The sequence below is a fragment of the Streptomyces sp. NPDC056061 genome (assembly GCF_042266885.1).
Taxonomy (GTDB): Bacteria; Actinomycetota; Actinomycetes; order Streptomycetales; family Streptomycetaceae; genus Streptomyces.
The window spans coordinates 82,733-106,022 of record NZ_JBHJWQ010000018.1 but is presented as its reverse complement, the minus strand read 5'-3'; the positions used below and the strand labels follow the sequence as shown (position 1 = coordinate 106,022).

Below are 23,290 nucleotides of genomic sequence, written 5' to 3'. Positions count from 1 at the left end.
CGGCGAGGGACCGGCCGGGCGCGGGCGGGTGGCGCCGGCACGGACGGGCACCGGCCCGCCTCCCGGCCCCGCGTCGCGCCGGTCAGTCCCGGGCCAGGCCGAAGCGGGCGCGCAGCCCCGTGCGTTCGTCCGCCGCCACCGACGCCGCGCCGTCCGTCACCGTCTCGTACACCGCGAGGATGTCCGCCCCGACCGTCGACCAGTCGAAGCGCCGCACGTGCGCGGTGCCGTGCTCGCTCAGCTCCGCACGCCGCGCCGGGTCGCCGAGCAGCCGGATCGCCGCCGCCGCCAGCGCGTCGGCGTCCTCGTTGGCGAAGAGTTCGCCCGCCGCACCCTGGTCCAGTACCTGGGCGAAGGCGTCGAGATCGCTGGCGAGGACCGGTGCGCCGGCGGACATGGCCTCGACCAGGATGATGCCGAAGCTCTCGCCGCCCGTGTTGGGGGCGACGTACGCGTCGACGCTGCGCAGCAGCCTCGCCTTGTCCTCGTCGCTCACCATGCCGAGGAACTCGACGCGCTCGCGCATCGGCGCGGGCAGTGAGGCGACGGCTTCCTCCTCATCGCCGCGTCCCGCGACCAGCAGTCTGGTCTCCGGGCGGGCGGCGAGGATCGTGGGCAGTGCGCGCATCAGGACGGGCAGCCCCTTGCGGGGCTCGTCGATGCGCCCGATGAAGCCGAGCGTGCCGCCCTTCCCTTCCTCGTCGTCGCCCTCGGCAGGGCCACGCGCCGGCCGCGACTGCCACTCGGGCCGGGGTTCGGCCGAGGCGAAGAAGCCGACGTCGACGCCGTTCGGGATGACGACCGCGTCGCCGCCGAGGTGCTCGACCAGGGTCCGGCGGGCGTACTCGCTCACCGCGATGCGCGCACTGATCTTCTCCAGGGCCGGCTGCAGGATCGGGTACGCGGCGATCATGGCCCGGGAGCGGGGGTTGGAGGTGTGGAACGTGGCGACGATCGGCCCCTGCGCGGCCCAGCAGGCGAGCAGCCCCAGCGACGGCGACGTCGGTTCGTGGATGTGGATGACGTCGAAGATGCCGTCGTGGAGCCAGCGGCGCACCCGGGCGGCCGAGAGGAAGCCGAAGTTCAGCCGGGCCACGGAGCCGTTGTACGGCACGGGCACGGCACGGCCTGCCGAGACCACGTACGGCGGCAGCGGTGTCCCCTCGTCGGCCGGAGCCAGCACCGACACCTGGTGCCCCAGGCGGATCAGGTGTTCGGCCAGGTCCCGGATGTGGAACTGCACGCCCCCGGGGACGTCCCAGGAGTACGGGCAGACGATGCCGATCCTCACGGCCGTCCCTCCGGGGTGTGCGGTCCCGACGGGCCCCCCGCGGTCGCCGGGCCCTCCCGGTTCTCCAGGTCCGCGAGCCAGAGCCGTTGCAGCATGTGCCAGTCCTCCGGATGCTCGGCGATCCCGATGGCGAAGGCGTCGGCCAGCGCCTGTGTCATCGCGGACGTCTTCTCGGCGCGGCTGCCCGACTCCGGCACCTCGACCGGCGGGTGGACGCGCGCCCTCATGACCGGCGTGTCGTCGTACCCGAGCGTCACCGGCAGCAGAAGTGCACCGGTCTGCTGGGCGAGCAGCGCCGGGCCCGCGGGCATGCGCGCGGTGTCGCCGAAGAAGGACACCTCGACCCCGGAGGCGGACAGGTCCCGGTCGGCGACCAGGCAGACCAGCCCACCGGCCCGCAGCCGTCGCGCCAGGGTTCCGAAGGCGGCACCACCGCTGTGCGGCAGCACCTCCATGCCGAGCCCCTCGCGATAGGCGACGAACCGGTCGTACAGGGTCTCGGGCTTCAGCCGCTCGGCGACCGTGGTGAAGGGGACCTTGAGGTCGGTGGTCACCCAGGCACCCGCCAGGTCCCAGTTGGCCAGGTGCGGCAGGGCGAGGACGACGCCGCGGCCGGCGTCGAGACCGTCGGTCAGCCGGTGCGCGTCGGTGACCTCGATGGACGCCTTGATCCGTTCCGGGGTCCAGGTGGGCAGCCGGAACGACTCCATCCAGTAGCGCATGTACGAGCGCATCCCGGCCCGGGACAGTGCGGCGAGCCGGGCCGGCGAAGCCTCGGGCACGACCCGGGCCAGATTGGCCTCCAGCCGCAGCACTCCCTTGCCCCGCCGCTTCCAGACCTGGTCGGCGAGGGTCCGGAAGAGGCTCCGGGCGACCGGTTCGGGAAGCTTCTTCACGGCGGCCCAGCCGAGCCCGTACAGGCCGTCGGTGAGCCGGTCCCGCAGGCCGGTCCGCTCGTCGCCGGGTACGCCGCTCACCGCGCCGCCCCGCTCCCCCGCTCCGCGACGGCGGCATCGGCCGCGTCGGCCTCGGCGGACTCGCGGCGCACGGTGACCACCCGCTGCACGAGCGTCACCAGGCTGCCCGCGGCGACGATCCACAGGGCGATCGGCAGCAGGATCTGGATCCCGGGGACACCGAACGTGTGCAGACCGGCGAGTCCGGCCGCGACCAGCGAGATCACCAGCCGCTCGGCGCGCTCCACGAGTCCGTTGACCGCGACCGGCAGGCCGATCGACTCGCCGCGCGCCTTCGTGTACGAGACCACCTGACCGCTCGCCAGGCAGAAGATCGCGACCGCGCACAGCACGTTGTCGTCGCCCTTGCCCGCGTACCAGAGCGCGAATCCGCCGAAGATCGCCCCGTCGGCCACCCGGTCCAGGGTCGAGTCGAGGAACGCGCCCCAGCGGCTGGAGATACCGGCCTGGCGGGCCATGTTGCCGTCGACGAGGTCGGAGAAGACGAAGATCGTGATGACGATCGTGCCCCAGAAGAACTCCCCCATCGGGAAGAAGACCAGCGCACCTGCCACCACCCCTGCCGTACCGATCAGGGTGACCGCGTCGGGGCTCACGCCGAGGCGGAGCAGCAGTGCGGCGAACGGTGTGAGGACACGCGTGAAAAAGGCACGCGCGTACTTGTTCAGCATGGCCTTCCCGAGGGTCTGAATGCCGGACGGCCCCTTCGGCCCCGACTGGCCCATCGTAGTCACGCCCGCGGGACTCCACCTGCCGGGCACCCGAGCCGCGCGCGCCGGAGCGCGACGGATGGACGCGGCCCGGCCCGAGTGGAAAGCTCGAATTACGACCTGGGGAGCAGGAGGAGGTGGATCGGCGAGCGGCGTCCCGCGGCTTCGCATCCGAGGCGGAGGAGGGAGTGGGGCGCAGGGGGCTCCCCTGTTCGAGCGGAGCCGAGAACGGGAAACCTCGCGACCGACGACAACGCGGGAGGCGGAGTCGCAGGACGTCGTGAGCCCCCCTCCTCCTGCTCCCCAGGTCGTTGAAGCGGGCGTCGCCGCGGCCGCCTCGGCGGCCGTCCCGCGCCCGGCTCGTTTCTCCCCCACCGCGCCGGATCGTCCTCCCGATCCGCGCCACCACCCGGGAGGCACGCATCATGGGAGACAAGGCACACCCTCGCACCGGAGCCGCCGACGGGGCGGGGACGGCCGACCGGCCCTCGTCCATCCGCAACGTGGTGCTGGTCGGCCACAGCGGCTCCGGCAAGACCACGCTCGTCGAGGCCCTGGCCCTGGCTGCCGGGGCGGTGAACCGCGCCGGCCGGGTCGAGGACGGCGCGACCGTGTCCGACTACGACGAGACGGAGCAGCGCAGACACCGGTCCGTGCAGCTCTCGCTGGTGCCCGTCGTCTGGGGCGGGTTCAAGGTCAATCTGCTGGACACCCCCGGATACGCGGATTTCGTCGGGGAGCTCAGGGCCGGTCTGCGGGCGGCGGACGCGGCCCTGTTCGTGGTGTCCGCCGCGCAGGAGCCCGACGCCGTGGCCGGTGCCGCCCGGGCCGTGTGGGACGAGTGCGCCGCCGTCGGCATGCCGCGCGCCATCGTGGTGACGCACCTCGACACCGCGCGCACCTCGTTCGACGAGATGGTCCGGATCTGCGGCGAGGTACTCGGCGGGGACGACCCCGACGCCGTGCTCCCGCTGTACCTGCCCCTGCACGGTCCCGCGGGCCCCGACGGGCACGCCCCGCTCACCGGACTGTCCGGGCTCCTCACCCAGCGGATCCTCGACTACTCCTCGGGCGAGTGCCGGGAGGTCCCGCCCGCCGACGACGGCCGGGCGGGGCTCCGGGAGGCGCGGAACCGGCTCATCGAGGGCGTCATCGCGCAGAGCGAGGACGAAACCCTGATGGACCGGTATCTCGGCGGGGCGGAGATCGACGTCGCCACACTGGTCGACGACCTGGAGCGGGCCGTCGCCCGCGGCACGTTCCATCCGGTCCTCACCGCGGCCCCCGCCCCCGAGGGCACCCGTCGCGGCATCGGCACCGCGGAGCTCCTGGACCTGATCACCCGCGGCTTCCCCGCGCCCGCGGAGCGCCCGCTCCCCGAGGTCGTCCCGCTGCACGGGGTTGCCCGACCGGACCTGGCCTGCGATCCGCGGGGCCCGCTGCTCGCCGAGGTGATCAAGACCTCCTCCGACCCGTACGTCGGCCGGATGTCGCTGGTGCGCGTCTTCTCCGGCACCCTGCGCCCCGACGACACCGTCCACGTCCTCGGTCACGGCCTCGCCGATCCCCGCCACACGGCCCGTCCGCTCCACGAGACCGAGGTGCGCGTCGGCGCACTCTCCTCGCCGTTCGGCGGACAGCAGCGCCCGATCACCGCGTGCGTCGCCGGCGACCTTGCCTGCGTCGCCAAACTGGGCGGGGCCGAGACCGGAGACACGCTCTCCGGCACGGACCTACCACTGCTGATGGACCCCTGGACCGCGCCGGACCCGCTGCTTCCGCTGGCCGTGGAGGCGCATGGGAAGGCGGACGAGGACCGGCTCTCCCAGGGGCTGGCCCGATTGGTGGCGGAGGACCCGACCCTGCGCCTCGAACAGAACCCGGACACGCGTCAGGTCGTCCTGTGGTGCCTCGGCGAGGCCCACCAGGACGTCGCCCTGGACCGGCTGCGCAGCCACTACGGCGTCCGGGTCGACGCCGTGCCGCACCGGGTGGCGTTGCGCGAGACCTTCGCCGCGCCCGCGACCGGACGCGGCCGGCATGTGAAACAGTCCGGTGGCCACGGCCAGTTCGCCATCTGCGAGATCGACGTGGAGCCGCTGCCGCCGGGGTCGGGCATCGAGTTCGTCGACCGGGTGGTCGGCGGGGCGGTGCCCCGCCAGTTCGTCGCCTCGGTGGAAAAGGGGGTCCGGGCCCAGGCCGCTCGCGGAGTGGCGACCGGGCATCCGCTCGTCGACGTGCGCGTCACCCTGCAGGACGGAAAGTCCCACTCGGTGGATTCCTCCGACGCCGCGTTCCAGACGGCGGGCGCGCTGGCCCTGCGCGAGGCTGCCTCGGCCGCCCGCGTCCGGCTCCTCGAACCGGTGGCCGAGATCCGGGTGCTGGTGCCCGACGACTACGTCGGGCCGGTGATGAGCGATCTCTCCGGGCGGCGCGGACGGGTGATCGGCACCGAGCAGGCCGGCCCCGGACACACGCTGGTACGGGCCGAGGTCCCGGAGCTGGAGATCGAGCGGTATGCCGTCGACCTGCGCTCGCTCTCCCACGGCACCGGCCGGTTCGACCGGGCGTACGCCCGGCACGAGCCCATGCCGCAGCAACTCGCCGAGCGGGTCCGCGAAGAGCGCGAAGGGCGACCGATCGGGGTGTGACCGCCCGGGGCCACCGCTACTCGGCCGGGTTGTCCACAGGGGCGGACGGGGCAGCATTCCGGACGATACGCTGTGGTCCCAGCTCAGAAGGTGTGCCGGGCACGGCAGTTGGGAAACAGCCGCAGGAGCGGTTCCTCGGCGTTGAGTGGGGGCGATGGTGGCCAACGAAGGATTCGATTTCTCTCCCGGAGCGCAGATCCCGATCCTGGGTTCGGGCGGAGCGGCGGTGGCGACGAACGCCCTCGCCTCCGCGGCGTATCGCGACAGTCCGGTGGAGAACATCCTCGACGCGAACAGCGAGTGGCACAAGTCCGAGGTGAAGGAGGGGCGTTCGAAGTTCCTCAAGGCCGATTACTTCAAGCCCAATCTCGGCGAGGCGTTCTCCCGCGCCGTGCAGGAACGCATGCTGGGCGGAGCTCGCGGTGCGCTCATCCAGTCCTTCGGGGCGGACCCGCAGACCGTCGTCGAGCACTGCCTGTCCGCGACCCGCCTGCGCAGGGCGCGCGACGTCAAACTCACCGCCGTCACCGTCCTGTTCGGCATTCTCTTCCTGCCCGGAATGCTGATGTGGGTGCTGGCCTTCCGGCTGCGCGACGGGCTCGGCAACACCAAGGACAAGGTGCTCTCCACCGTGGGAAACCTCCTGCTGCCGATCATCGGCATCGGGGCGTTGATCCTCCTGGTGGGGCTCCCGCTCAACGGATTCCTGGCCCTCTACGCACGCGCGATGATCATCGCTCCCGTCGTCGGATGGTTCATCGCCAGACGGATCGCCGAGTCCTCCGCCAAGGACATGCGCGCGCGTTGGGAGGGGCTGCTCTCCGGGGGCGGTGTCGTCGCCAAGATCCCCGAGGCCGCTCCGAAGAATCCCAGCGAGACCTCCCGCGAGGCGCTCCGCCAGAGCCTGGAGAAGCTCACCGCGGAACAGCACTCCAATTCGGTCTTCTACGCCGGACCCAAGGGCATCCTCGGCATGGGAACCCGGTGGGGCAGCTGGCAGCTCGCCGAGGAACTCGTCTCCAAGGACCCGGACAAGGAGTTCCACCGGTTCCGCAGCTGGGACCTGATCCGCGCCATCCACGACCAGTTGAAGGTGCTGGAACGCGGCCCGCTGAACACCGGCGGCTTCCCCACCCCGTCGGTCACGCACTGGATCGTGTCGCCGGTCGGTGAGAACGCCGGCTCGGTGTCCCGTCCGCAGGGCGAGGACGTCGCCACCTTCCAGGTCAAGCCGCACGAGATACAGCGGATCTGCAACCACCAGCAGTTCGGCGGCGGCGACCGGCACTACCTCGGCGTCCAATTCGTCCTCTGGGACGGCCAGTTGGTCATCACCATGATGATCACGGTGACCGTGCTCTACGAGACGCTGCGCATCGAGGTCACCGGGCACGCGCTGGGCCCGGTCCATTCGCTCTTCACGAGCAAGCCGGCGGCCAAGACCAAGACGGTCAACAAGACCGTCCGCTTCTGGGAGACCCGCAGCATCACCCTCCCGCTGGTCGAGCCGTCGGAGGTCGTCCGTCTCGCCCTGCGCGCCCCGCTGACCTGGTACCCGCCGCTCCTCGACTACCTCGGTGGCAAAATCGCGCTGCCCGAGCCGTTCGGCCTGCGCCATGCCTGGGCCGAGAAGCCGTGGCGCCACCGCTTCATGGCGGACGACGCGATGCGCGCGGCGACGCCGGTGCTGCGCGCCGTGCACACCGCGGCCCTGCGCGTCCTGGAGGAGAACGGCGTCGACACCCAGCGTTTCGACAACCGCTCGATGGTGCTCAGCGGGCTGGTGCAGGACCCGTCCCCGCGCAAGGCCGACGTGTACGACGCGTAGCCGGACACGCCTGCGGCCGCTCCTCCGACGGAACGGAGGGGCGGCCGGTTCGGTTCGCGGGACGGGCGGCTCAGTCCACCGGCCAGGCGGCGGCCAGCATCGCCCGGGTGTCGGCGAGCAGCTGAGGCAGCACCTTGGTGTGTCCGATCACGGGCATGAAGTTGGTGTCGCCGCCCCAGCGGGGCACCAGGTGCTGGTGCAGATGCGCGGCGATACCGGCGCCCGCGGAGGCCCCCTGGTTGAGCCCGATGTTGAACCCGTGCGCTCCCGACGCCGCCCGCAGGGCGACCATCGCCCGCTTGGTGAAGTCGGCGAGCTCCATCGTCTCCGGGTCGTCCAGCTCCGTGTAGTCGGCGACGTGCCGGTAGGGCACCACCATCAGGTGCCCGCCGTTGTACGGATACAGGTTGAGCACGGCGTAGACGCTGCTGCCACGCGCGACGACCAGCCCGTCCTCGTCCGATTTCGACGGGATCGCACAGAACGGACAGCCGTCGCCGGCCTCCGAACCGGTCGGCTTGTTCTCCCCCTGGATGTACGCCATCCGGTGGGGCGTCCACAGGCGCTGGAACGCGTCGGGCGTCCCCACTCCGATCTGCTGCTCCGGCTCACTCGTCATGCCGGTCAGCATATTGCTTCGTCCCTCGGCAGCGTGTCGCCGGGGGCGCACCCGTGGACGCCCGGCGATGCTGAGGCGATGAGCGACCGGCCCGCCGACCCCGCCCCCGCACGTTTCCGCCGCTGGGAGCAGCGCACGGAGATTCCGCTCCTCGGTGCCTCGCTGCTCTTCCTGCTCGGCTACACGGTCCGCGTCCTCGCCCCGCACGACGCCCGACCGTGGAGAGATCTGGCCCTGGCGCTGGTCTGTGCCACCTGGCTGGTCTTCCTCGCGGACTACACCGTGCGGCTCCGCCTCAGCGGCCTCGGCCTGCGCTACGTGCGGGTCCACTGGCTGGACACCGTGGTGCTGGTGCTGCCCCTGCTGCGACCGCTGCGGCTGATCCGGGTCTACTCCGCGATCCAGCGCCGCCGGGAGCAGCCGATGCTGAGCCTGTACGCCCGGGTGATCGCCTATGCCGGTACGACCGCGCTGCTGCTGGGCTTCTCCGCAGCGCTCGCCGTGTACCACCAGGAGCGGACGGACCCGGCGTCCTCGATCCATACCTTCGGGGACGCGGCCTGGTGGGCGTGCGCGACGCTGACGACGGTGGGATACGGGGACGCGGTGCCGGTCACGCCGGGCGGGCGGGTCGTCGCCTCGGGCCTGATGGCGTGCGGGCTGGCGCTGCTGGGCGCGGTGACCGGCTCGTTCTCCTCGTGGCTGTTGCAGGTGTTCCGGCGGGAGGACGGGAAGAGGCCCCCGGAGGGCGGCTGAGGGCTACCGCTTGTCCGCCGTGCGCCGGATCGTTCTCACGGAGGCGCCGCTCGGGCGGTCGGCGACGCCACGAGGTGCCGTGCCGGACGCCGCCGTGATCCGCCGGGCAGGTCCCGGTTCGTATCGGCCCGGAACCGGTGGGTTCCGGGTCCCGGGCCGTCCTTTCCCGGGCCGCGGCCGGGCGGGCGGGAGCGCACGTCGTGGAGCCGGAGCTCCACCGGGCGATCCCGGACCGTTTCCGGGTGGGCGGGAGGGCCGTCCGAACCGGTGCGTGTACTTTCCGATTCCGCGGCTCCCCCGCCCACCCGGGACATGTCAGACCTGGACGCGGCGCTCCACCACGTCGACGAGCTTGGCGATCGCCTCGTCCCGGGCGATGCCGTTCTCCTGCGAGCCGTCCCGGTACCGGAACGACACCGTGCCCGCGTTCATGTCCTCGTCACCGACGATGATCATGAACGGCGTCTTGGCCTTCTGCGCGTTGCGGATCTTCTTCTGCATCCGGTCGGACGAGGCGTCCACCTCGACGCGCAGGCCCTTCTTCCGCGCCTCGGCCGCGAACTCCTGAAGGTACGGGATGTGCGCGTCGCCGATCGGGATACCGACCGCCTGGACCGGGGCCATCCACACCGGGAAGGCTCCCGCGTAGTGCTCCAGGAGCACCGCGAAGAAACGCTCGATGGAACCGAACAGGGCACGGTGGATCATGACCGGCCGCTGCTTGGTGCCGTCCGGACCCGTGTACTCCAGGTCGAAGCGCTCCGGCAGGTTGAAGTCGAGCTGCACGGTCGACATCTGCCAGGTGCGGCCGATCGCGTCCCGCGCCTGGACCGAGATCTTCGGACCGTAGAACGCGGCGCCGCCCGGGTCCGGGACGAGCGGCAGGCCCTGCTTCTCGGCGACCTGGCGCAGCGTCTCGGTGGCCTCCTCCCACACCTCGTCGGAGCCGACGAACTTCTCCGGGTCCTTGGTGGAGAGCTCCAGGTAGAAGTCGGTGAGACCGTAGTCGCGCAGCAGGTTCAGCACGAAGGTGAGCGTGCGGTCGAGCTCCTCCGCCATCTGCTCCTTGGTGCAGTAGATGTGCGCGTCGTCCTGCGTGAAGCCGCGCGAGCGGGTCAGGCCGTGCACCACACCGGACTTCTCGTACCGGTACACCGTGCCGAACTCGAAGAGCCGCAAGGGCAGTTCGCGGTACGAACGTCCCCGGGCGTCGAAGATCAGGTTGTGCATGGGGCAGTTCATCGGCTTGAGGTAGTAGTCCACCCCGTCGTCGAGCTGCATGGGCGGGTACATGCCCTCGGCGTACCAGTCCAGGTGGCCGGACTTCTCGAAGAGCTTGCCCTTGGTGGCGTGCGGGGAGTAGACGAACTCGTAGCCCTCCTCCTCGTGGCGCCGACGCGAGTAGTCCTCCATCGCGCGCCGGACGACGCCGCCCTTGGGGTGGAAGACCGCGAGACCGGGGCCGATCTCGTCCGGGAAGGAGAAGAGGTCCAGCTCGTTGCCGAGCTTGCGGTGGTCGCGCTTGGCGGCCTCCTCCAGGAACTCCAGGTGCGCCTTCAGTTCGTCCTTGGTGGGCCAGGCGGTGCCGTAGATGCGCTGGAGCATGGGGTTCTTCTCGCTGCCCCGCCAGTACGCCGCGGCGTTCCGCATCAGCTTGAACGCGGGGATGTACCGGGTGGTCGGCAGGTGCGGACCACGGCAGAGGTCCTTCCAGCACAGCTCGCCGGACTTCGGGTCGAGGTTGTCGTAGATGGTCAGCTCGCCGCCGCCCACCTCGACATCCGCGCCGTCGCCCGCGTTCTCCACGGAGTCGGAGCCCTTGATGCCGATGAGTTCCAGCTTGTACGGCTCGTCGGCGAGCTCCTCGCGGGCCGCCTCGTCGGTCACGACCCGGCGGGAGAACCGCTGGCCCCGCTTCTGGATCTCCTGCATCTTCTTCTCGATGGCCTTGAGATCCTCGGGCGTGAACGGCTTCTCGACGTCGAAGTCGTAGTAGAAGCCGTCCCTGACCGGCGGGCCGATGCCCAGCTTGGCCTCGGGGAAGAGCTGCTGCACGGCCTGCGCCATGACGTGCGCGGTCGAGTGACGCAGGATGTTCAGGCCGTCCTCGGACGAGATCTCGACGGGCTCGACGGTCTCGCCGTCGGCGACGACGTACGCGAGGTCCTTCAGCTCACCGGCGACCCTGGCGGCGACGACGGTGCGCTCGCCCGGGAAGAGGTCGGCTGCCGTAGTGCCCGTCGTCACCACGCGCTCTTCCCGCTCGGAATCGCGTTGGATGGTCACACGGACGTCTGACACCGGTCTCTCCTGACTCAGGGGGTAGGCACGCTCTCGTGTGCGCGTGCGCTATGAATCGTACCGAGCCGCGGGCCCCCTCGGCGAAACGGTTCATGACGGCGAGCACCGGTCACCGTCTGCCGACGGTTCCTCATTCATGCCAGGCGCATGACATGCCCGGCCGACGGGGCCGGGCGCACGGCGCTTGGCGGATGCCGTCGCCCGGCGGTGACGCACCCCGCTCCGGCCGCTCACGGGCCTCACCTTCTCCCTCCCCTCTCCCCCACTGCCGCCTCGTCTCCGCGTCGTGCACGACGCGATCTCGCGGATCGCCCGGTGGCACGGATCCGGCCGTCATCTCGTGCCCCACCGGTCCGGCCGACCGATGGAGTACCGCAAGGCCGGCCCTGGCGGGACCGGCCTGCGGTCCGGCCGTCCCGGGGCATGGCGCGGATCGGCACGACCGCGGTCCCGTGCGCCGGCACCGGCGTCCGGGAGCTCTGCGGCGGCGTACCCGGCGAGGGGTGCGGGTATCACCGGACCGGGCAGGGGGATCGCCATCTGCCGTACGGGTGCGAGGAGTTCGGGGATGACTCACTGGTACGAGGGGCCGCTGGCCGCATTCGACACCGAAACAACGGGAGTGGACGTCGAGCAGGACCGGATCGTCTCGGCCGCGCTGATTGTCCAGGACATGACGGGCGGACGGACGCGCGTCACGCGCTGGTTGGTGAATCCCGGGATCCCGGTGCCCGCCGCTGCGACCGGGATCCACGGGCTGACCGACGAGTACCTTCAGCACAACGGCCGCTGGCCGGCACCGGTGGTGGAGGAGATAGCCCGCGCGCTGGCCGAGCAGTGCGCTGCCGCCCGGCCGCTCGTCGTGATGAACGCCCCCTTCGACCTGACCCTGCTGGACCGGGAGTTGAAGCGGCACCGGGCGTCGTCGCTCGTCGGGTACCTGCAGAACGCCGCCCTGTGCGTGCTGGATCCGCGCGTGCTCGACAAGCACCTGGACCGCTACCGCAAGGGGAGGCGGACCCTGACCGATCTCTGCGAGCTGTACGGGGTGGCGCTGGACGGGGCGCACGACGCCGCTGCCGACGCGGCGGCCTCGCTGGAGCTGGTGCGCGCGGTGGGGAGGCGCTTCGCGTCCCGGCTGGGGCGGCTGACACCGCCCGAACTGCACGCCCTGCAGGCCGTGTGGCACGCCGCACAGGCACGTGGTCTGCAGGCATGGTTCGCGAAGAACGGTACGGCGGAGGCGGTGGATCCGGCCTGGCCGCTGCGCCCCGCGTTCCCCACCGCGGCGTGACCGCACCGCGGCCGACGAGCACGCGCCACGGCCCTCGACTCCGCCGACGGCCCGTCCCTCGGGCGGAGTCCGGGGAACGACGAAGCCGGTCCGTCGATTCTGCTGACGGACCGGCCTCTCCGGGTGGGCGATACTGGGTTCGAACCAGTGACCTCTTCGGTGTGAACGAAGCGCTCTCCCACTGAGCTAATCGCCCGGGAACGGGTTGAACCATACAGGGATCTGCGGCTCGGGTTCAAACCGCTTCCAGCCGCTCGGCGAGACCCCGGCGTCCGGCACGCATCATCAGTGCGTGGTTGGCCCGGAACACGACGCGTCCGGGCACCGCGAGGAGCCGCATCAGCCGCCTGCGGACCTCGACCTCCTGCTCGTAGACGACGCGACTGCCCGCGCCGGACGCGGTCACCGTCCACCGGGCCCAGCCACGAAGATCGCCGTCGAGTGCCGCCTCCAGCACCCCCGCCGCGGGATCACGCCGTCGTTCGCGCATGATCACCACGAGGTCGTACGGCAGGACGGAGCGGATCCGGGTGGTACGGGTGACGGCGTCGCACCCGCCGACCTCGCGGACCTGCGGCCACCAGCTCGGGTAGTCGTCGACGCGTTCGAGGACCTCGTACACGCCGCCGGGCGGGCCGGGCAGGTCCCAGATACTCACGAAACGGTAGTGGTTCCAGTCCATGCACCCAGTCTGCTGGTACTCAGCCGACAAGCTGAGTACCCGAGCGCATGTCCGATCCCGTCCCTCCCGCCACACTCCCGTTCATGGAACATGTGCCCCCGCCTGCGGAGGAATTGGCACTCCTCGATCACGAACTGGCCCGGCTGGAGACCCGCCGGACCCAGTTGCTGGCGCGCCGCGCCTGGCTGGTGAGTGTGCTGTCGCAGCCCGTCGCCCGTCCCGCCGCCCCGTTCGGGCCGCCGCAACCGGTCCGCCCTCCGGTCGCGTTCGCTGCTCCGCCCGTTCCTCCCCACGCACCGGGCGAGACGCGCAATGCGCAAAACGTGCTGCTCGCTCTGGGCGGCCTGCTGCTGGCGATCGCGGCGATCGCGTTCACCCTGGTCAGCTGGGGCGAGATGGGGATCGGTGGCCGTTCGGCGGTACTCACGGCGGTGACGGTGGCGGCGCTGGCCGCTCCCGCCCCGCTGCTGCGGCGCGGTCTGCCCGCGACGGCCGAGTCGCTCGCCGCGCTGGCATCGGTGCTGCTGGTCCTGGACGCGTACGCGTTCCACCGGGTGGTGATGCCCCAGGCCGACGGTGCCGGTTTCGCCGCGGTGGCCTCCGCGGCACTGGCCGTGCTCTGGACGGGGTACGGCCTGCTGATGGCCCGGCTGCGGCTGCCGCTGCCGCTCGCCGTGGTGAGCGCGCAGCTCCCGCTGCCGCTGTGCGCGTGGTGGGCCGGGGCGGGGGCTTCGGCGTTCGGCTGGGCCCTGCTGATCACTGCGGCGGTGGACGGTGCGATCGCGTTGCGGGGCCGGGGCGTCGCGGTGCGGGTGACCGCCTGTGTCGGTTGCTGGGTGGTGGGGCCGGTGGGGCTCTTGGTGGGCCTGGTGCAGTCGGTGTCCGCCGATACGGCGTGGACGGCAGTGGCGCCGGGGGTGCTGCTGCTCGCGGGTGCGGCGGTCGCCGTCGCGGGGGCCTGGCGTGCGCCGTCGGGGTTCGCGGTCGCCGGCGGGCTGGTGGCCGGGTGGTGCGCGGTGGCCGCGGTGGGCGGTGTGCTGAGCGCCGAGGTGCCCGCGGCCTGGTCGGTACCCGTGTACCTGCTGTGCGGGGCGGCGCTGCCGGTGGGGTTGCGGACTCCGGTTCCCCGCCGGGTCGGGGAGGGCCTGCTGTGGTCCTCGTCGGCAGTGGTGGCGGGGGCGGTACTGGCCTCGCTGCCGCCGGTCGGCCTGACGCTGCTGACTGCGGTGTCCCAGCTCGCGAGGGTGTGGGCGGGGACACCGGCCGCGGCGGAGCAGGCGTGGTCGCAGATGGCCCCGGCACCGGTGACGTTGTTGTCGGTGGCAGCCCTGTCCGGGGCGGCGTACCGGTGGTGGGAGCGGGCGGTGCGACTCACCGGTCGGGCAGCGGCGCCGGGCAGCGCGTGGCGGAGCGCAGCCGGAGCCGCCGCGGTGGCCCTCGGATGGGCGGGCTGCACCGTGGCGCCCACGGTGCCGGGGCTCCCCCACCCGGCCGCCGTGGCGGCGCAACTGGCCCTGGCCACCTCGCTGTTCGCGGTGGCGGTGTGCTCGCTGCGCCGTGGTGTCGACGTCGTGGGCCCGACGGCGCTGGTCTGCGGTCTCGTCGGCGCGGCAACGGCGGGCGTGTCGGCGCTCGCGACGGAGGCCACGACGTACGCGGCGTTCGGAACGCTGACGGTGGTGCTCGGGGCGGTCGCGGTGATGCTCGACGGCGCCGCGCCGTCGGCGGCCCGGACGTCGCCGACGGCGTCGGCCGTGGAGGCGGCACGGACCGCGCGGACGGCGCGGGCCTTGCGGATCGCGCAGGCGGTGCCGGCGTTCGGCGCGGTGCTGTGCGCGACGGTGACGGCCCTCGCGGCGGGGGCCTCGCTGGGGCTCTCCGCGCACCGGGCGGCGCCGTTGCTGCTGATCGTCCCGACGGCGACCGCGGTGCTCGGGGCGTGGTTGCCGAATCGGCCGCCGACCCTTGCGGTGGAGTCGGCCGGAGGCGTGGCGGCGGCGGTGGCGCTGGGCATGGCGGTGCCGGACCGGATGTCCCTGGCACTGGTGTCGTCGCTGTGCGGGGTGGTGGCCGCGGGCACGGCGGTGCGGCCCGAACGACGGCCGGGGGCCGGGTATCTGTCGACGGGACTGTTCGTCCTGGCGACCTGGCTGTACCTGTCCGCCTCGGGCGTCTCGGCCCCCGAGGCCTACACCCTGCCGGTGACGGTGCCCGCACTGGTGGTCGGGGCCCTGTGGCATCGCCGTGACACCGGTGCGTCCTCGTGGGCGGCGTACGGTCCGGGGCTGGCGGTCACGCTGGTGCCGAGTCTCTTCGCGGCATGGTCCGATCCGCACTGGGTGCGTCCGCTGCTGCTCGGCGCGGCGGCACTGGCGGTCACGCTCGCGGGGGCGCGGCTGCGACTCCAGGCGCCGTTGCTGCTCGGCGGCGCGGTGTCGGCCCTGGACGCCCTGCACGAACTGGCGCCGTACGTGGTCCAGGTCGTCGGCGCGCTGCCGCGCTGGATGCCGCTCGCCCTGGCCGGGGTGCTGCTGCTGGCGGTCGGGGCGACGTACGAGCAGCGCCTGCGCGACGCGCGACGTCTCAAGAAGGCTCTGGGCCGGATGCGTTGAGGGTACGGCGCGCGGGCCGGACCGGGGTCTCCACGCCCGGACCCGTCCGCGCGGCCGTCCGCCCGCGACCGACGCCGACGCCGACGCCGACGCACTGGGAATGCCCGCGTTTCCGAACTGCCCCCGAATCGTGCGGGACAGGCGCCCGACTCCTCATGCGCGAGGAATTGCCGCGGAGTTCCGGAGGGCGTCGGAGATCGGTACGCGCACGACACGCATCGGGTTCTCCCGGGAATTCCGCCGCCCTGAATACCCGTCGGACGACCGGTGTGCAAACGCGGTCCCGGGACGCGCTCGCGGAACTCCGGCCGGAAAACGGCGGGGAAAAGCATCCCGCCTCGAATTCGGATGATCCGCCGCCGGAGAAGCGGACCTCGTCACGCGCCACTCCGGATCGGCCGCGCCGGGACGACCCCTCCCCCGCATCGCTCATGGACGGCATACGCAGAGGGGCCCATGAGACTGTGTGGTCTCATGGGCCCCTCTGTCCGGGTGGGCGATACTGGGTTCGAACCAGTGACCTCTTCGGTGTGAACGAAGCGCTCTCCCACTGAGCTAATCGCCCGGGCGCGGATCAAACATTACCCCATGTCAGTGGCACCCCATGACCATCCCGGGTCACTCGCGGATCTTCCACGGCATGGTGATGCCGAACTTCCAGACGTAGACCCCCACCAGCACCGCGATGATCACCAGCCCGATCACGGTGAGGACGACGTTGCGGCGCCGCACCTTGGGGTCGAGCGCCCGCTGCGCCGCCTCGGTGACCTTCCGCCGGGTCCAGCGCAGCACCAGCTGCGCCCAGACGAACTCGGTGGCCCAGATCGCCATGCCTCCGAAGATCACCAGCCATCCCGGGCCGGGCAGGGGCAGCATGATGATCCCGGCCACGACGACCGCGAGCCCGACCACGAAGACGCCGACCTGCCAGCTCAGGTGCAACGCCCTGGACGCCCGGATGAAGCCGGGCGCCCGGGAGCCGAGCCCCCGGTCCTCCTTCGTCACGCCCTCCGAATCATCCCCCGCCGCACCCCTCGCGGCGGGCACGGACTTCTCCGGAACCGCGCCATCGCCCCACCGGTCACTCTCCGCGCTCATGACGGCCAACCTACCGGAACGGCCTTCGTCACCGGAATGGCCGTATAACCCAAAGTCTCACACCCCCATATGAGCGACCTGAAGGAACACAAAAAGGTCAGAGGGGTTTACAACGCCACCGTAGGTGGCATGTCGATTTCGCCGACGTGCGAATCCCCGAGCGCACACTGAGCGAAAGGCCCTGGCGCTTATGAACACCACGGTCAGCTGCGAGCTGCACCTGCGCCTCGTTGTGTCGAGCGAGTCCTCACTGCCTGTACCAGCGGGCCTGCGGTATGACACGGCCGATCCTTATGCCGTGCACGCCACCTTCCACACCGGAGCGGAGGAAACGGTCGAGTGGGTTTTCGCCCGTGACCTCCTGGCCGAGGGGCTGCACCGGCCCACCGGCACCGGAGACGTCCGCGTCTGGCCATCCCGTAGTCACGGTCAGGGCGTCGTCTGCATCGCGCTGAGCTCCCCGGAGGGCGAAGCCCTGCTCGAAGCCCCGGCGAGGGCCTTGGAGTCGTTCCTGAAGCGGACCGACGCCGCGGTTCCACCGGGCACCGAGCATCGTCACTTCGACCTCGACACGGAGCTCTCACACATCCTGGCCGAGAGCTGAGCCAGGCCGAGAGCTGCACGGCGCCGTCCGACTCGGGGAGACGGCGCCGCGCGGAAAAACTTCATACGGTGACGCCGACGCCGTCATCACGGAATCCACCGTGGTGACGGCGTCGGCGTGAACGCTCTGCGGCACACGGCGCACCGCGCGCTCCCGGGCCGGCCGGCGGCCGGTCCCTGTCCGCCCTCGATCCCGCGAGCCCGCGGACGAGTCGCCCGACCCCGCGCCCGGGGTCGTCATGGCCGGTACGCGCTCCTCGCGCCCGTCACGGGCCCTCTCGAACCTCTGCGCGTCGACATCGAGCCAGTAGAGTCAGCCGGCATCGACTGCGGGCGATCGCCCGCCGGAGGCCAGGGAGCGAAAGCGTGCTGATCCCACACGACACCCGGATCGCCCTCGACACAGTGGTCGATCTGCTGAACACCGCACCGACGAGCGGACAGCCCCGGAGCGAGCCGGTCGAGGGCCTCGCCGACATCGCGGCGCTGTACGACTTCGCACGACGCCACCGCATCAGCGGCGTGGGCGATCTGCACGAGAGGGATCTGCGGGCCGTACGGGACGTGCGGGCACGCTTCGCCACGATCTTCGCGACCGACGATGCCCGGATCGCCGCCACGCTCATCAACGCCCTCGTCGCCGCAGCGGGCACCACGCCCCAGCTCAGCAACCACGACGGCTACGACTGGCACGTGCACTACTTCGCGCCGGACGCCTCGGTCGCGGACCATCTCGCGGCCGACTGCGGCATGGCACTGGCCTTCATCGTGGTGGCCGGGGAGCAGGAGCGGCTGCGCCGCTGCGAGGCCCCGGACTGCCGGCACGCCTTCGTCGACCTCTCCCGCAACCGGTCCCGCCGCTACTGCTCCAGCCGGACCTGCGGTAACCGTCTGCATGTGGCCGCGTACCGGGCGCGCCGCAAGGAGGCGGCGGGCTGACCGCTCACAGCATGAAGAGATCGTGCACCGCGGCCATCAGCAGCAAGCCGCCGATCACCCCGAGGAAGATCATCAAAGGGGGCTGGGACAGCGCGAAGAGGCAGCCGCGCGGCTCTTCGGCAGGGTTTGCGGGGGCATCGCCCCGGGAAGTATCGACCATCGCGAGAAGATCATGGCGCACTCCGACCCCGCCGAACGCCAACCAGCCTGTTCGCGCGGCGAGTTCACCCACTCCAGGTACACGCGCATTCGCCCCTTCATCCGATCCTGCGACAGTCATTCGACCCGACAGGCTTACAGACAGGGCCAGTTGATCCCACAACAGTTCAACACCGCGCGATCCACGCGTACTTCGCAACGATCAGCAATCGCCGCAGCACTCCGCGGATGAGGTTCGGGCCGCCCCGTCGCGTCAGGACCGGGTCGCCGGTCGGGCAGTCGCCCCGCTCGGCGCGGGACGCCCGCCGGGGCGGGGCCGGGTGGGGCGCGGACGATCTGCTCCGGGCTCACGGCCCGGGGAGCAACAGGAGTGGACCGGCGAGCGGCGTCACGCGGCTTCGGATCCGAGGCGGAGGAGGGAGTGAGGGCGAATGGGGCCTCCCCTGTTCGAGAGAAGCCGAGAACGTGGGGAACCTCGCGACCGACGACAACGCGGGAGGCGGAGCCGCAGGGCGTCGGGAGCCCACTCCCCACTGCTCACCAGGTCGTCAGATGCCGTGCTTCTTCAGGATCGCCTCGATGTCGCTGAAGTCCTCGTCCGGCGACGCGGACGAGCGCTTCGCCCTTGCCGCCGGGGCCGACTGCGCGCGGGCGGCCGGGGCCCCGGAGCCCAGCGAGGGTGCCGAGGCGGCGGGGGCGACGGCCTCACCGCGCGCCGCCCGTTCGGCGGCCCTGCGCTGCTTGCGGGTGCCGTCGCCGCGGCGTTCGACGGCGCGGGTCGTCGTGAACAGCAGCCAGGCCACGGCGAGCAGCCCGAAGCCGATCCAGACACTCGGCTTGTAGGCGATTCCGGCCACCCAGGCCACGACACCGGTCAGGGCCAGGCCGATGGGCACCAGGGAGTAAGCGGCGATCCGGGTCGCGGTGAGGAAGCGCTTCCGGTACGCCATGACGGCGGCGACGCCCAGTCCCGCCGCGGACACCGCGGAACAGATGGTCTCGGCAAGCATCACGGCCTCCAGGCGCCCGAGGGGAAACGTCCCTTCCATCCTGCACCGGACGACCGCCCGTCGGCCATGATCCCGATCCGCCTCAGGGTCATTTCAGGGCCGGGATCCTCCCCAGGTGCCGATTCGGCGGCGTACCTGCCGATGCGGTCGGCGGCGGGCCGGGAGCCGATTGGGCCGCGCGCGGGGGCCCTGCGAGACTGGCCGCATGAGTGATTCGATCCCCGCAGCGCCCCTCGTCCTCGATCTCTGGTGCGAGCTCCAGTGCCCGGACTGCCACCGGGCCCTCACCGATGTGCGCGCCCTGCGGGACACATACGGCGACCGCCTGGAGGTCCGGCTGCGGCACTTCCCGCTGGAGAAGCACAGGCACGCCCACGCCGCCGCACAGGCCGCCGAGGAGGCCGCGGCACAGGGCAAGGGCTGGGCCTATGTCGAGGCGGTCCTCGCCCGGACGGCCGACCTCGACCGGGCAGGTGAGCCGCTGCTGGTCGAGGTGGCGCGCGAACTCGGCCTGGACGCCGAGGAGATGGACACCGCGCTGATCGACGGGCGGCACATGCTGATCGTGGACGCCGACCAGGCCGAGGGCAAGGCGATCGGGGTCACCGGAACACCGACGTACGTGATCGGCGGCGAGCGGCTGGACGGCGGAAAGAGTCAGGACGGGCTGCGCGAGCGCATCGGGGAGATCGCCGACCGGCTGCTCGCGGAAGGCCCCGGACAGGTCTGAACCGGACACGCCCGAATCGGACGCACCCGAATCGGCCCTGCCGCCCCCGGCACGACAGCGGAGGGACGTCCGCGGACCGGATGCCCGCGGACGTCCGGACGACACGGCGGACCGCCGTGGGCCCGTCGCGCGCCCGAGAGGGGCGACGGGCCCGCCCTCAGAGGGACTTGGCCAGGTTGTACTGGACCACCTGGTAGCCGAGCGACTCGTACAGTCGCAGGGCCGGCGTGTTCGCGGCGAAGACGTGCAGTCCGAGAACGTGGGCGCCCTCGTCCAGGGTGATCCGTTCCGCCTGCACCATCAGGGCACGCCCGAAGCCGCGCCCCCGGTGTTCCTCGTACACCTCGACGTCATAGACGTATCCGCTCGCGCCGCCCGGACCGTCGTCGCGCACCGTCACCCACACGTGGCCGACGACCGTGTCCCCGTGGACCAGGACGTGGAGATGTGCGCCCTCGGTGTCCAGGCCGTGCGGCAGGTTCCGGGCGTGATCGGAACGGGATTTGTGCATGGCCTGCTCGACCGGGACCCCCCGGTCGATCCAGGACTGCGCGTAGGTGTCGATGGCGGTATCGAGCCAGCGCGCGAACTCCTCGGGGGTCATCGGCCGGGCGGCGACGCCCTCGGGAAGCCCCGGCGCCGCCGGGCCGACGTCCTTGGTCATGTTCCGGCCGCGATCCGTGTAGCCGAGTGCGGTCGCCAGCCGCCGAGCCGCGTCGTTTCCCTCGGGCACCTCCGTGCGCACCTGCGAGCAACCCCATCCGCGCAGCACCTCCTCGGCGGCGAGCACGGCGATGGTGCCGCGCCCGCGCCGTCGGGTGCCTTCGTCGATGCTCACGGACCGCAGCACACCGGCCGCGGTACCGAACGCCGCATCGGTGCCGATCTCGACGGCCCCCACGGGCCGTCCGTTGTCGCACACGTCGTATGCGCGGCTCCTCGCACCGTCGGTGCCTTCCTGAATCGGCCCAGTGGGCCGGAGGGTGATGGTCATCGGTGTTGTTCTATCCGCCGCCGCCCGGATCGTCACCCCGTTTTACGGGTCCGGCCGCTCCTCCTACGGGTCGAGGTCGTCCCCGGACCGCTCCTCGAAGATCCGCATGGCCTTCGTGGTCACCGGGCCGGGAGCCCCGGGCAGCTCGCGGCCGTCCACCCGGCCGACGGCCTGCACGTCGCGCAGGGTGGAGGTCAGGAAGATCTCCTCGGCCCGGTCCAGGACATCGAACGGCAGGTCGGTCTCCTGCGCGCCCGTCCACTCCACGGCCAGCGCGCGGGTGATCCCGGCGAGGCAGCCGGACGCGACCGGCGGGGTGTGCAGCCGGCCGTCGAGCACGACGAAGACGTTGGACCCGGTCCCCTCGCAGAGTCGTCCCACCGTGTTGGCGAAGAGGGCCTCGGAGGCGCCGTGCTCGTGGGCACGGGCGAGCGCCACCACGTTCTCGGCGTACGACGTGGTCTTGAGGCCGGTGAGCGCGCCGCGCTCGTTGCGCGTCCACGGGACGGTGATCACCGCGGTGCTGTCGGGGCGGCGGGTCGCCCGGCCCAGGGCGACGACGAGGCCGGGACCGGCGTCGCCGCGGTCGGAGCCGAGCGGCGAGATCCCTCCCGTGTACGTGATGCGCAGCCGCCCGAACGGCATCGGGTTCGCGTCGAGGACGGCGGCGCAGGCCCGGCGCACCTCGTCGAGATCGGGCTCGGGAAGGCCGAGGCCCCGGGCCGAGCGGCTCAGCCGGTCGAGGTGGCGGGTGAGGGCGAAGGTCCTGCCGTCGACGGCCTTGACCGTCTCGAAGACGCCGTCGCCCACCGTGAGCCCGTGGTCGAGCACGGACACCCGGGCCTCGTCGGCATCCCGCAGTCCGCCGTTGACCCACATCCTCATCGCGCTGTCCTTCCGGTCGCTTCGTGGGTTCCCGACGCTACAGCGAGCAGTCGCGACGCCTTGAGTTCGGTCTCGTCCCATTCCCGCCCGGGATCGGAACCCCACGTGATGCCGGCCCCGGTGCCGAACCGGAGGACCGGGACGGGTCCCGTCCGGTCCACCCAGAACGTCCGGATGCCCACGGCCAGGGACGCGGTGCGGCGGTCGGCGTCGACCCAGCCGATGCCGCCGCAGTAGGGCCCGCGCGGCGCGGTCTCCAGTTCCTCGATGATCCCGAGCGCACTGGATTTGGGTGCCCCGGTGACGGAGCCGGGAGGAAACGTCGCGCCGAGGAGCTCCGGCCAGCCGGCCCCCCGGGCGAGATCGCCCCGGACGGTGGAGACCAGGTGGACGAGGCCGGGGTGCTTCTCCACGACGCACAGCTCGGGGACCGTGACCGATCCGGTGGCACAGACCCGGCCGAGGTCGTTGCGGACCAGGTCGACGATCATCACGTTCTCGGCGTGGTCCTTCTCCAGCAGGTCGTCCTCGGTTCGACCGGTCCCCTTGATCGGTCCGGACTCGACGGTCCGGCCGTCCCGCCTCAGGAAGAGTTCGGGCGACGCGGTGGCGATCTCCACTCCGTGCGCGGGCAGCCGAATCGTTCCTGCATAGGGGGCGGGGTTGCCACGCGCCAGCAGCGAGGTGAGCGCGTCCACGTCCGCGGCGGCCGGATCGGGCAGCGGCGCGGTCATCACCCGGCAGAGGTTCGCCTGGTAGACCTCGCCCGCCGCGATGTACGCACGGATCCGGCGCACGCCCTCGACATACGCGGCGCGGTCCAGGGACGAGGTCCAGTCGTCGGCCGCGGGACCGCGCCAGGCGCCCGGCACCGGGGCCGGCACCGGCGCCTCGCGCACGGTGTCGAAGCGGGCGCAGACCAGGCGCCCCTCGAAATCGGCGGAAACGGCCCAGAAGCCGGACGAGTCGAGGGCCGCGGGATCACTCGTCACGTCCCGCAGTCCGGACGCGACGAGGCCGCCGAAGCGGGCCATGGGAGCGAGATCGTGCACGTCGTCGAGTCTAGGACCGCGCCCGGTGGGCCCTGCCGCGGCGAGCCCGCCCCAGCACGCTGCACAAACGCGTTTTTGTACTGGCCCGGGAATCCGCTA

Annotated in this window: 20 protein-coding genes and 2 tRNA genes; 8 read left to right on the top strand and 14 right to left on the bottom strand. The window is 71.9% G+C overall.

Going from position 1 to position 23,290, the window contains the following annotated elements; translation table 11 throughout:
• Nucleotides 1-82 precede the first annotated feature (82 nt).
• From ACFC79_RS24340 to pgsA, 3 genes are read right to left on the bottom strand one after another with little or no spacing between them, the layout of a single operon-like run.
• Nucleotides 83-1,291, bottom strand: coding sequence for a glycosyltransferase family 4 protein (locus ACFC79_RS24340; RefSeq protein ID WP_376243500.1), 1,209 nt, complete (start codon nucleotides 1,289-1,291; stop codon nucleotides 83-85).
• The gene (locus ACFC79_RS24335; protein WP_376243497.1) at nucleotides 1,288-2,268 is read right to left on the bottom strand and encodes a phosphatidylinositol mannoside acyltransferase; all 981 of its coding nucleotides are present in this window, start codon (nucleotides 2,266-2,268) and stop codon (nucleotides 1,288-1,290) included. Before ACFC79_RS24335 ends, ACFC79_RS24340 begins: the two co-directional genes overlap by 4 nt.
• Complete coding sequence (gene pgsA / locus ACFC79_RS24330; protein ID WP_376243671.1) at nucleotides 2,265-2,939, bottom strand: phosphatidylinositol phosphate synthase; 675 nt, start codon at nucleotides 2,937-2,939, stop codon at nucleotides 2,265-2,267. Before pgsA ends, ACFC79_RS24335 begins: the two co-directional genes overlap by 4 nt.
• A gap of 464 nt (nucleotides 2,940-3,403) precedes the next feature.
• Between pgsA and ACFC79_RS24325 the strand changes: the two genes are divergently transcribed.
• Both ACFC79_RS24325 and ACFC79_RS24320 read left to right on the top strand, forming a co-directional pair.
• The gene (locus ACFC79_RS24325; RefSeq protein WP_376243495.1) at nucleotides 3,404-5,629 is read left to right on the top strand and encodes an elongation factor G-like protein EF-G2; all 2,226 of its coding nucleotides are present in this window, start codon (nucleotides 3,404-3,406) and stop codon (nucleotides 5,627-5,629) included.
• A 157-nt stretch (nucleotides 5,630-5,786) separates the two neighbouring features.
• On the top strand, nucleotides 5,787-7,457 hold the full coding sequence (locus tag ACFC79_RS24320; RefSeq protein WP_376243668.1) for a hypothetical protein: 1,671 nt from the start codon (nucleotides 5,787-5,789) through the stop codon (nucleotides 7,455-7,457).
• A gap of 70 nt (nucleotides 7,458-7,527) precedes the next feature.
• Here ACFC79_RS24320 and ACFC79_RS24315 read toward each other — a convergent pair whose 3' ends face one another.
• A complete protein-coding gene (locus ACFC79_RS24315; RefSeq protein ID WP_376243493.1) occupies nucleotides 7,528-8,088 on the bottom strand; it encodes an HIT domain-containing protein in 561 nt (186 codons plus the stop codon).
• A gap of 66 nt (nucleotides 8,089-8,154) precedes the next feature.
• Between ACFC79_RS24315 and ACFC79_RS24310 the strand changes: the two genes are divergently transcribed.
• Complete coding sequence (locus tag ACFC79_RS24310) at nucleotides 8,155-8,832, top strand: potassium channel family protein (protein WP_376243490.1); 678 nt, start codon at nucleotides 8,155-8,157, stop codon at nucleotides 8,830-8,832.
• 315 nt (nucleotides 8,833-9,147) lie between these two features.
• On the opposite strand, the gene thrS is transcribed toward ACFC79_RS24310, so the two are convergent.
• Nucleotides 9,148-11,133: a threonine--tRNA ligase gene (gene thrS / locus ACFC79_RS24305; protein ID WP_376243487.1), complete on the bottom strand. Its 1,986-nt coding sequence runs from the start codon at nucleotides 11,131-11,133 to the stop codon at nucleotides 9,148-9,150.
• Nucleotides 11,134-11,701: 568 nt separating this feature from the next.
• On the opposite strand from thrS, the gene ACFC79_RS24300 reads away from it, so the two are divergent.
• Nucleotides 11,702-12,427, top strand: coding sequence for a 3'-5' exonuclease (locus tag ACFC79_RS24300; RefSeq protein WP_376243485.1), 726 nt, complete (start codon nucleotides 11,702-11,704; stop codon nucleotides 12,425-12,427).
• Nucleotides 12,428-12,551: 124 nt separating this feature from the next.
• Here ACFC79_RS24300 and ACFC79_RS24295 read toward each other — a convergent pair.
• Together ACFC79_RS24295 and ACFC79_RS24290 are read right to left on the bottom strand one after the other, a co-directional pair.
• Nucleotides 12,552-12,623: transfer RNA gene (locus tag ACFC79_RS24295), tRNA-Val, on the bottom strand.
• A gap of 39 nt (nucleotides 12,624-12,662) precedes the next feature.
• Nucleotides 12,663-13,109, bottom strand: a complete 447-nt coding sequence (locus ACFC79_RS24290; RefSeq protein ID WP_376243482.1) for an SRPBCC family protein — start codon at nucleotides 13,107-13,109, stop codon at nucleotides 12,663-12,665.
• Between the two features lie 83 nt (nucleotides 13,110-13,192).
• Between ACFC79_RS24290 and ACFC79_RS24285 the strand changes: the two genes are divergently transcribed.
• Nucleotides 13,193-15,721, top strand: coding sequence for an SCO7613 C-terminal domain-containing membrane protein (locus tag ACFC79_RS24285; RefSeq protein ID WP_376243479.1), 2,529 nt, complete (start codon nucleotides 13,193-13,195; stop codon nucleotides 15,719-15,721).
• A 493-nt stretch (nucleotides 15,722-16,214) separates the two neighbouring features.
• Here ACFC79_RS24285 and ACFC79_RS24280 read toward each other — a convergent pair.
• Both ACFC79_RS24280 and ACFC79_RS24275 read right to left on the bottom strand, forming a co-directional pair.
• Nucleotides 16,215-16,286: transfer RNA gene (locus ACFC79_RS24280), tRNA-Val, on the bottom strand.
• 53 nt (nucleotides 16,287-16,339) lie between these two features.
• Complete coding sequence (locus ACFC79_RS24275) at nucleotides 16,340-16,819, bottom strand: TIGR02611 family protein (protein ID WP_376243476.1); 480 nt, start codon at nucleotides 16,817-16,819, stop codon at nucleotides 16,340-16,342.
• 190 nt (nucleotides 16,820-17,009) lie between these two features.
• On the opposite strand from ACFC79_RS24275, the gene ACFC79_RS24270 reads away from it, so the two are divergent.
• Both ACFC79_RS24270 and ACFC79_RS24265 read left to right on the top strand, forming a co-directional pair.
• Nucleotides 17,010-17,423, top strand: a complete 414-nt coding sequence (locus ACFC79_RS24270; protein WP_003959770.1) for an SsgA family sporulation/cell division regulator — start codon at nucleotides 17,010-17,012, stop codon at nucleotides 17,421-17,423.
• 365 nt (nucleotides 17,424-17,788) lie between these two features.
• Nucleotides 17,789-18,361 (top strand): CGNR zinc finger domain-containing protein, encoded by a 573-nt coding sequence (locus tag ACFC79_RS24265; protein WP_376243473.1) that lies wholly within the window; start codon nucleotides 17,789-17,791, stop codon nucleotides 18,359-18,361.
• 4 nt (nucleotides 18,362-18,365) lie between these two features.
• Here the strand turns inward: ACFC79_RS24265 and ACFC79_RS24260 are convergent, their stop codons facing one another.
• Nucleotides 18,366-18,593 carry a hypothetical protein gene (locus ACFC79_RS24260; RefSeq protein ID WP_376243677.1) on the bottom strand — a complete coding sequence of 76 codons (228 nt, stop codon included), beginning with the start codon at nucleotides 18,591-18,593 and terminating at the stop codon, nucleotides 18,366-18,368.
• 475 nt (nucleotides 18,594-19,068) lie between these two features.
• A complete protein-coding gene (locus ACFC79_RS24255; RefSeq protein WP_376243471.1) occupies nucleotides 19,069-19,530 on the bottom strand; it encodes a hypothetical protein in 462 nt (153 codons plus the stop codon).
• 205 nt (nucleotides 19,531-19,735) lie between these two features.
• Between ACFC79_RS24255 and ACFC79_RS24250 the strand changes: the two genes are divergently transcribed.
• Entirely contained in the window at nucleotides 19,736-20,260 is a 525-nt protein-coding gene (locus tag ACFC79_RS24250) for a DsbA family protein (protein WP_376243468.1), read from the top strand.
• A 157-nt stretch (nucleotides 20,261-20,417) separates the two neighbouring features.
• On the opposite strand, the gene ACFC79_RS24245 is transcribed toward ACFC79_RS24250, so the two are convergent.
• The 3 genes from ACFC79_RS24245 to ACFC79_RS24235 all read right to left on the bottom strand — a co-directional run bounded on the left by ACFC79_RS24245 (nucleotide 20,418) and on the right by ACFC79_RS24235 (nucleotide 23,173).
• On the bottom strand, nucleotides 20,418-21,254 hold the full coding sequence (locus tag ACFC79_RS24245) for a GNAT family N-acetyltransferase (protein WP_376243465.1): 837 nt from the start codon (nucleotides 21,252-21,254) through the stop codon (nucleotides 20,418-20,420).
• Between the two features lie 63 nt (nucleotides 21,255-21,317).
• Nucleotides 21,318-22,139: an aminotransferase class IV gene (locus tag ACFC79_RS24240; RefSeq protein ID WP_376243462.1), complete on the bottom strand. Its 822-nt coding sequence runs from the start codon at nucleotides 22,137-22,139 to the stop codon at nucleotides 21,318-21,320.
• On the bottom strand, nucleotides 22,136-23,173 hold the full coding sequence (locus ACFC79_RS24235) for a chorismate-binding protein (RefSeq protein ID WP_376243665.1): 1,038 nt from the start codon (nucleotides 23,171-23,173) through the stop codon (nucleotides 22,136-22,138). Before ACFC79_RS24235 ends, ACFC79_RS24240 begins: the two co-directional genes overlap by 4 nt.
• Between the last annotated feature and the right edge of the window lie 117 nt (nucleotides 23,174-23,290).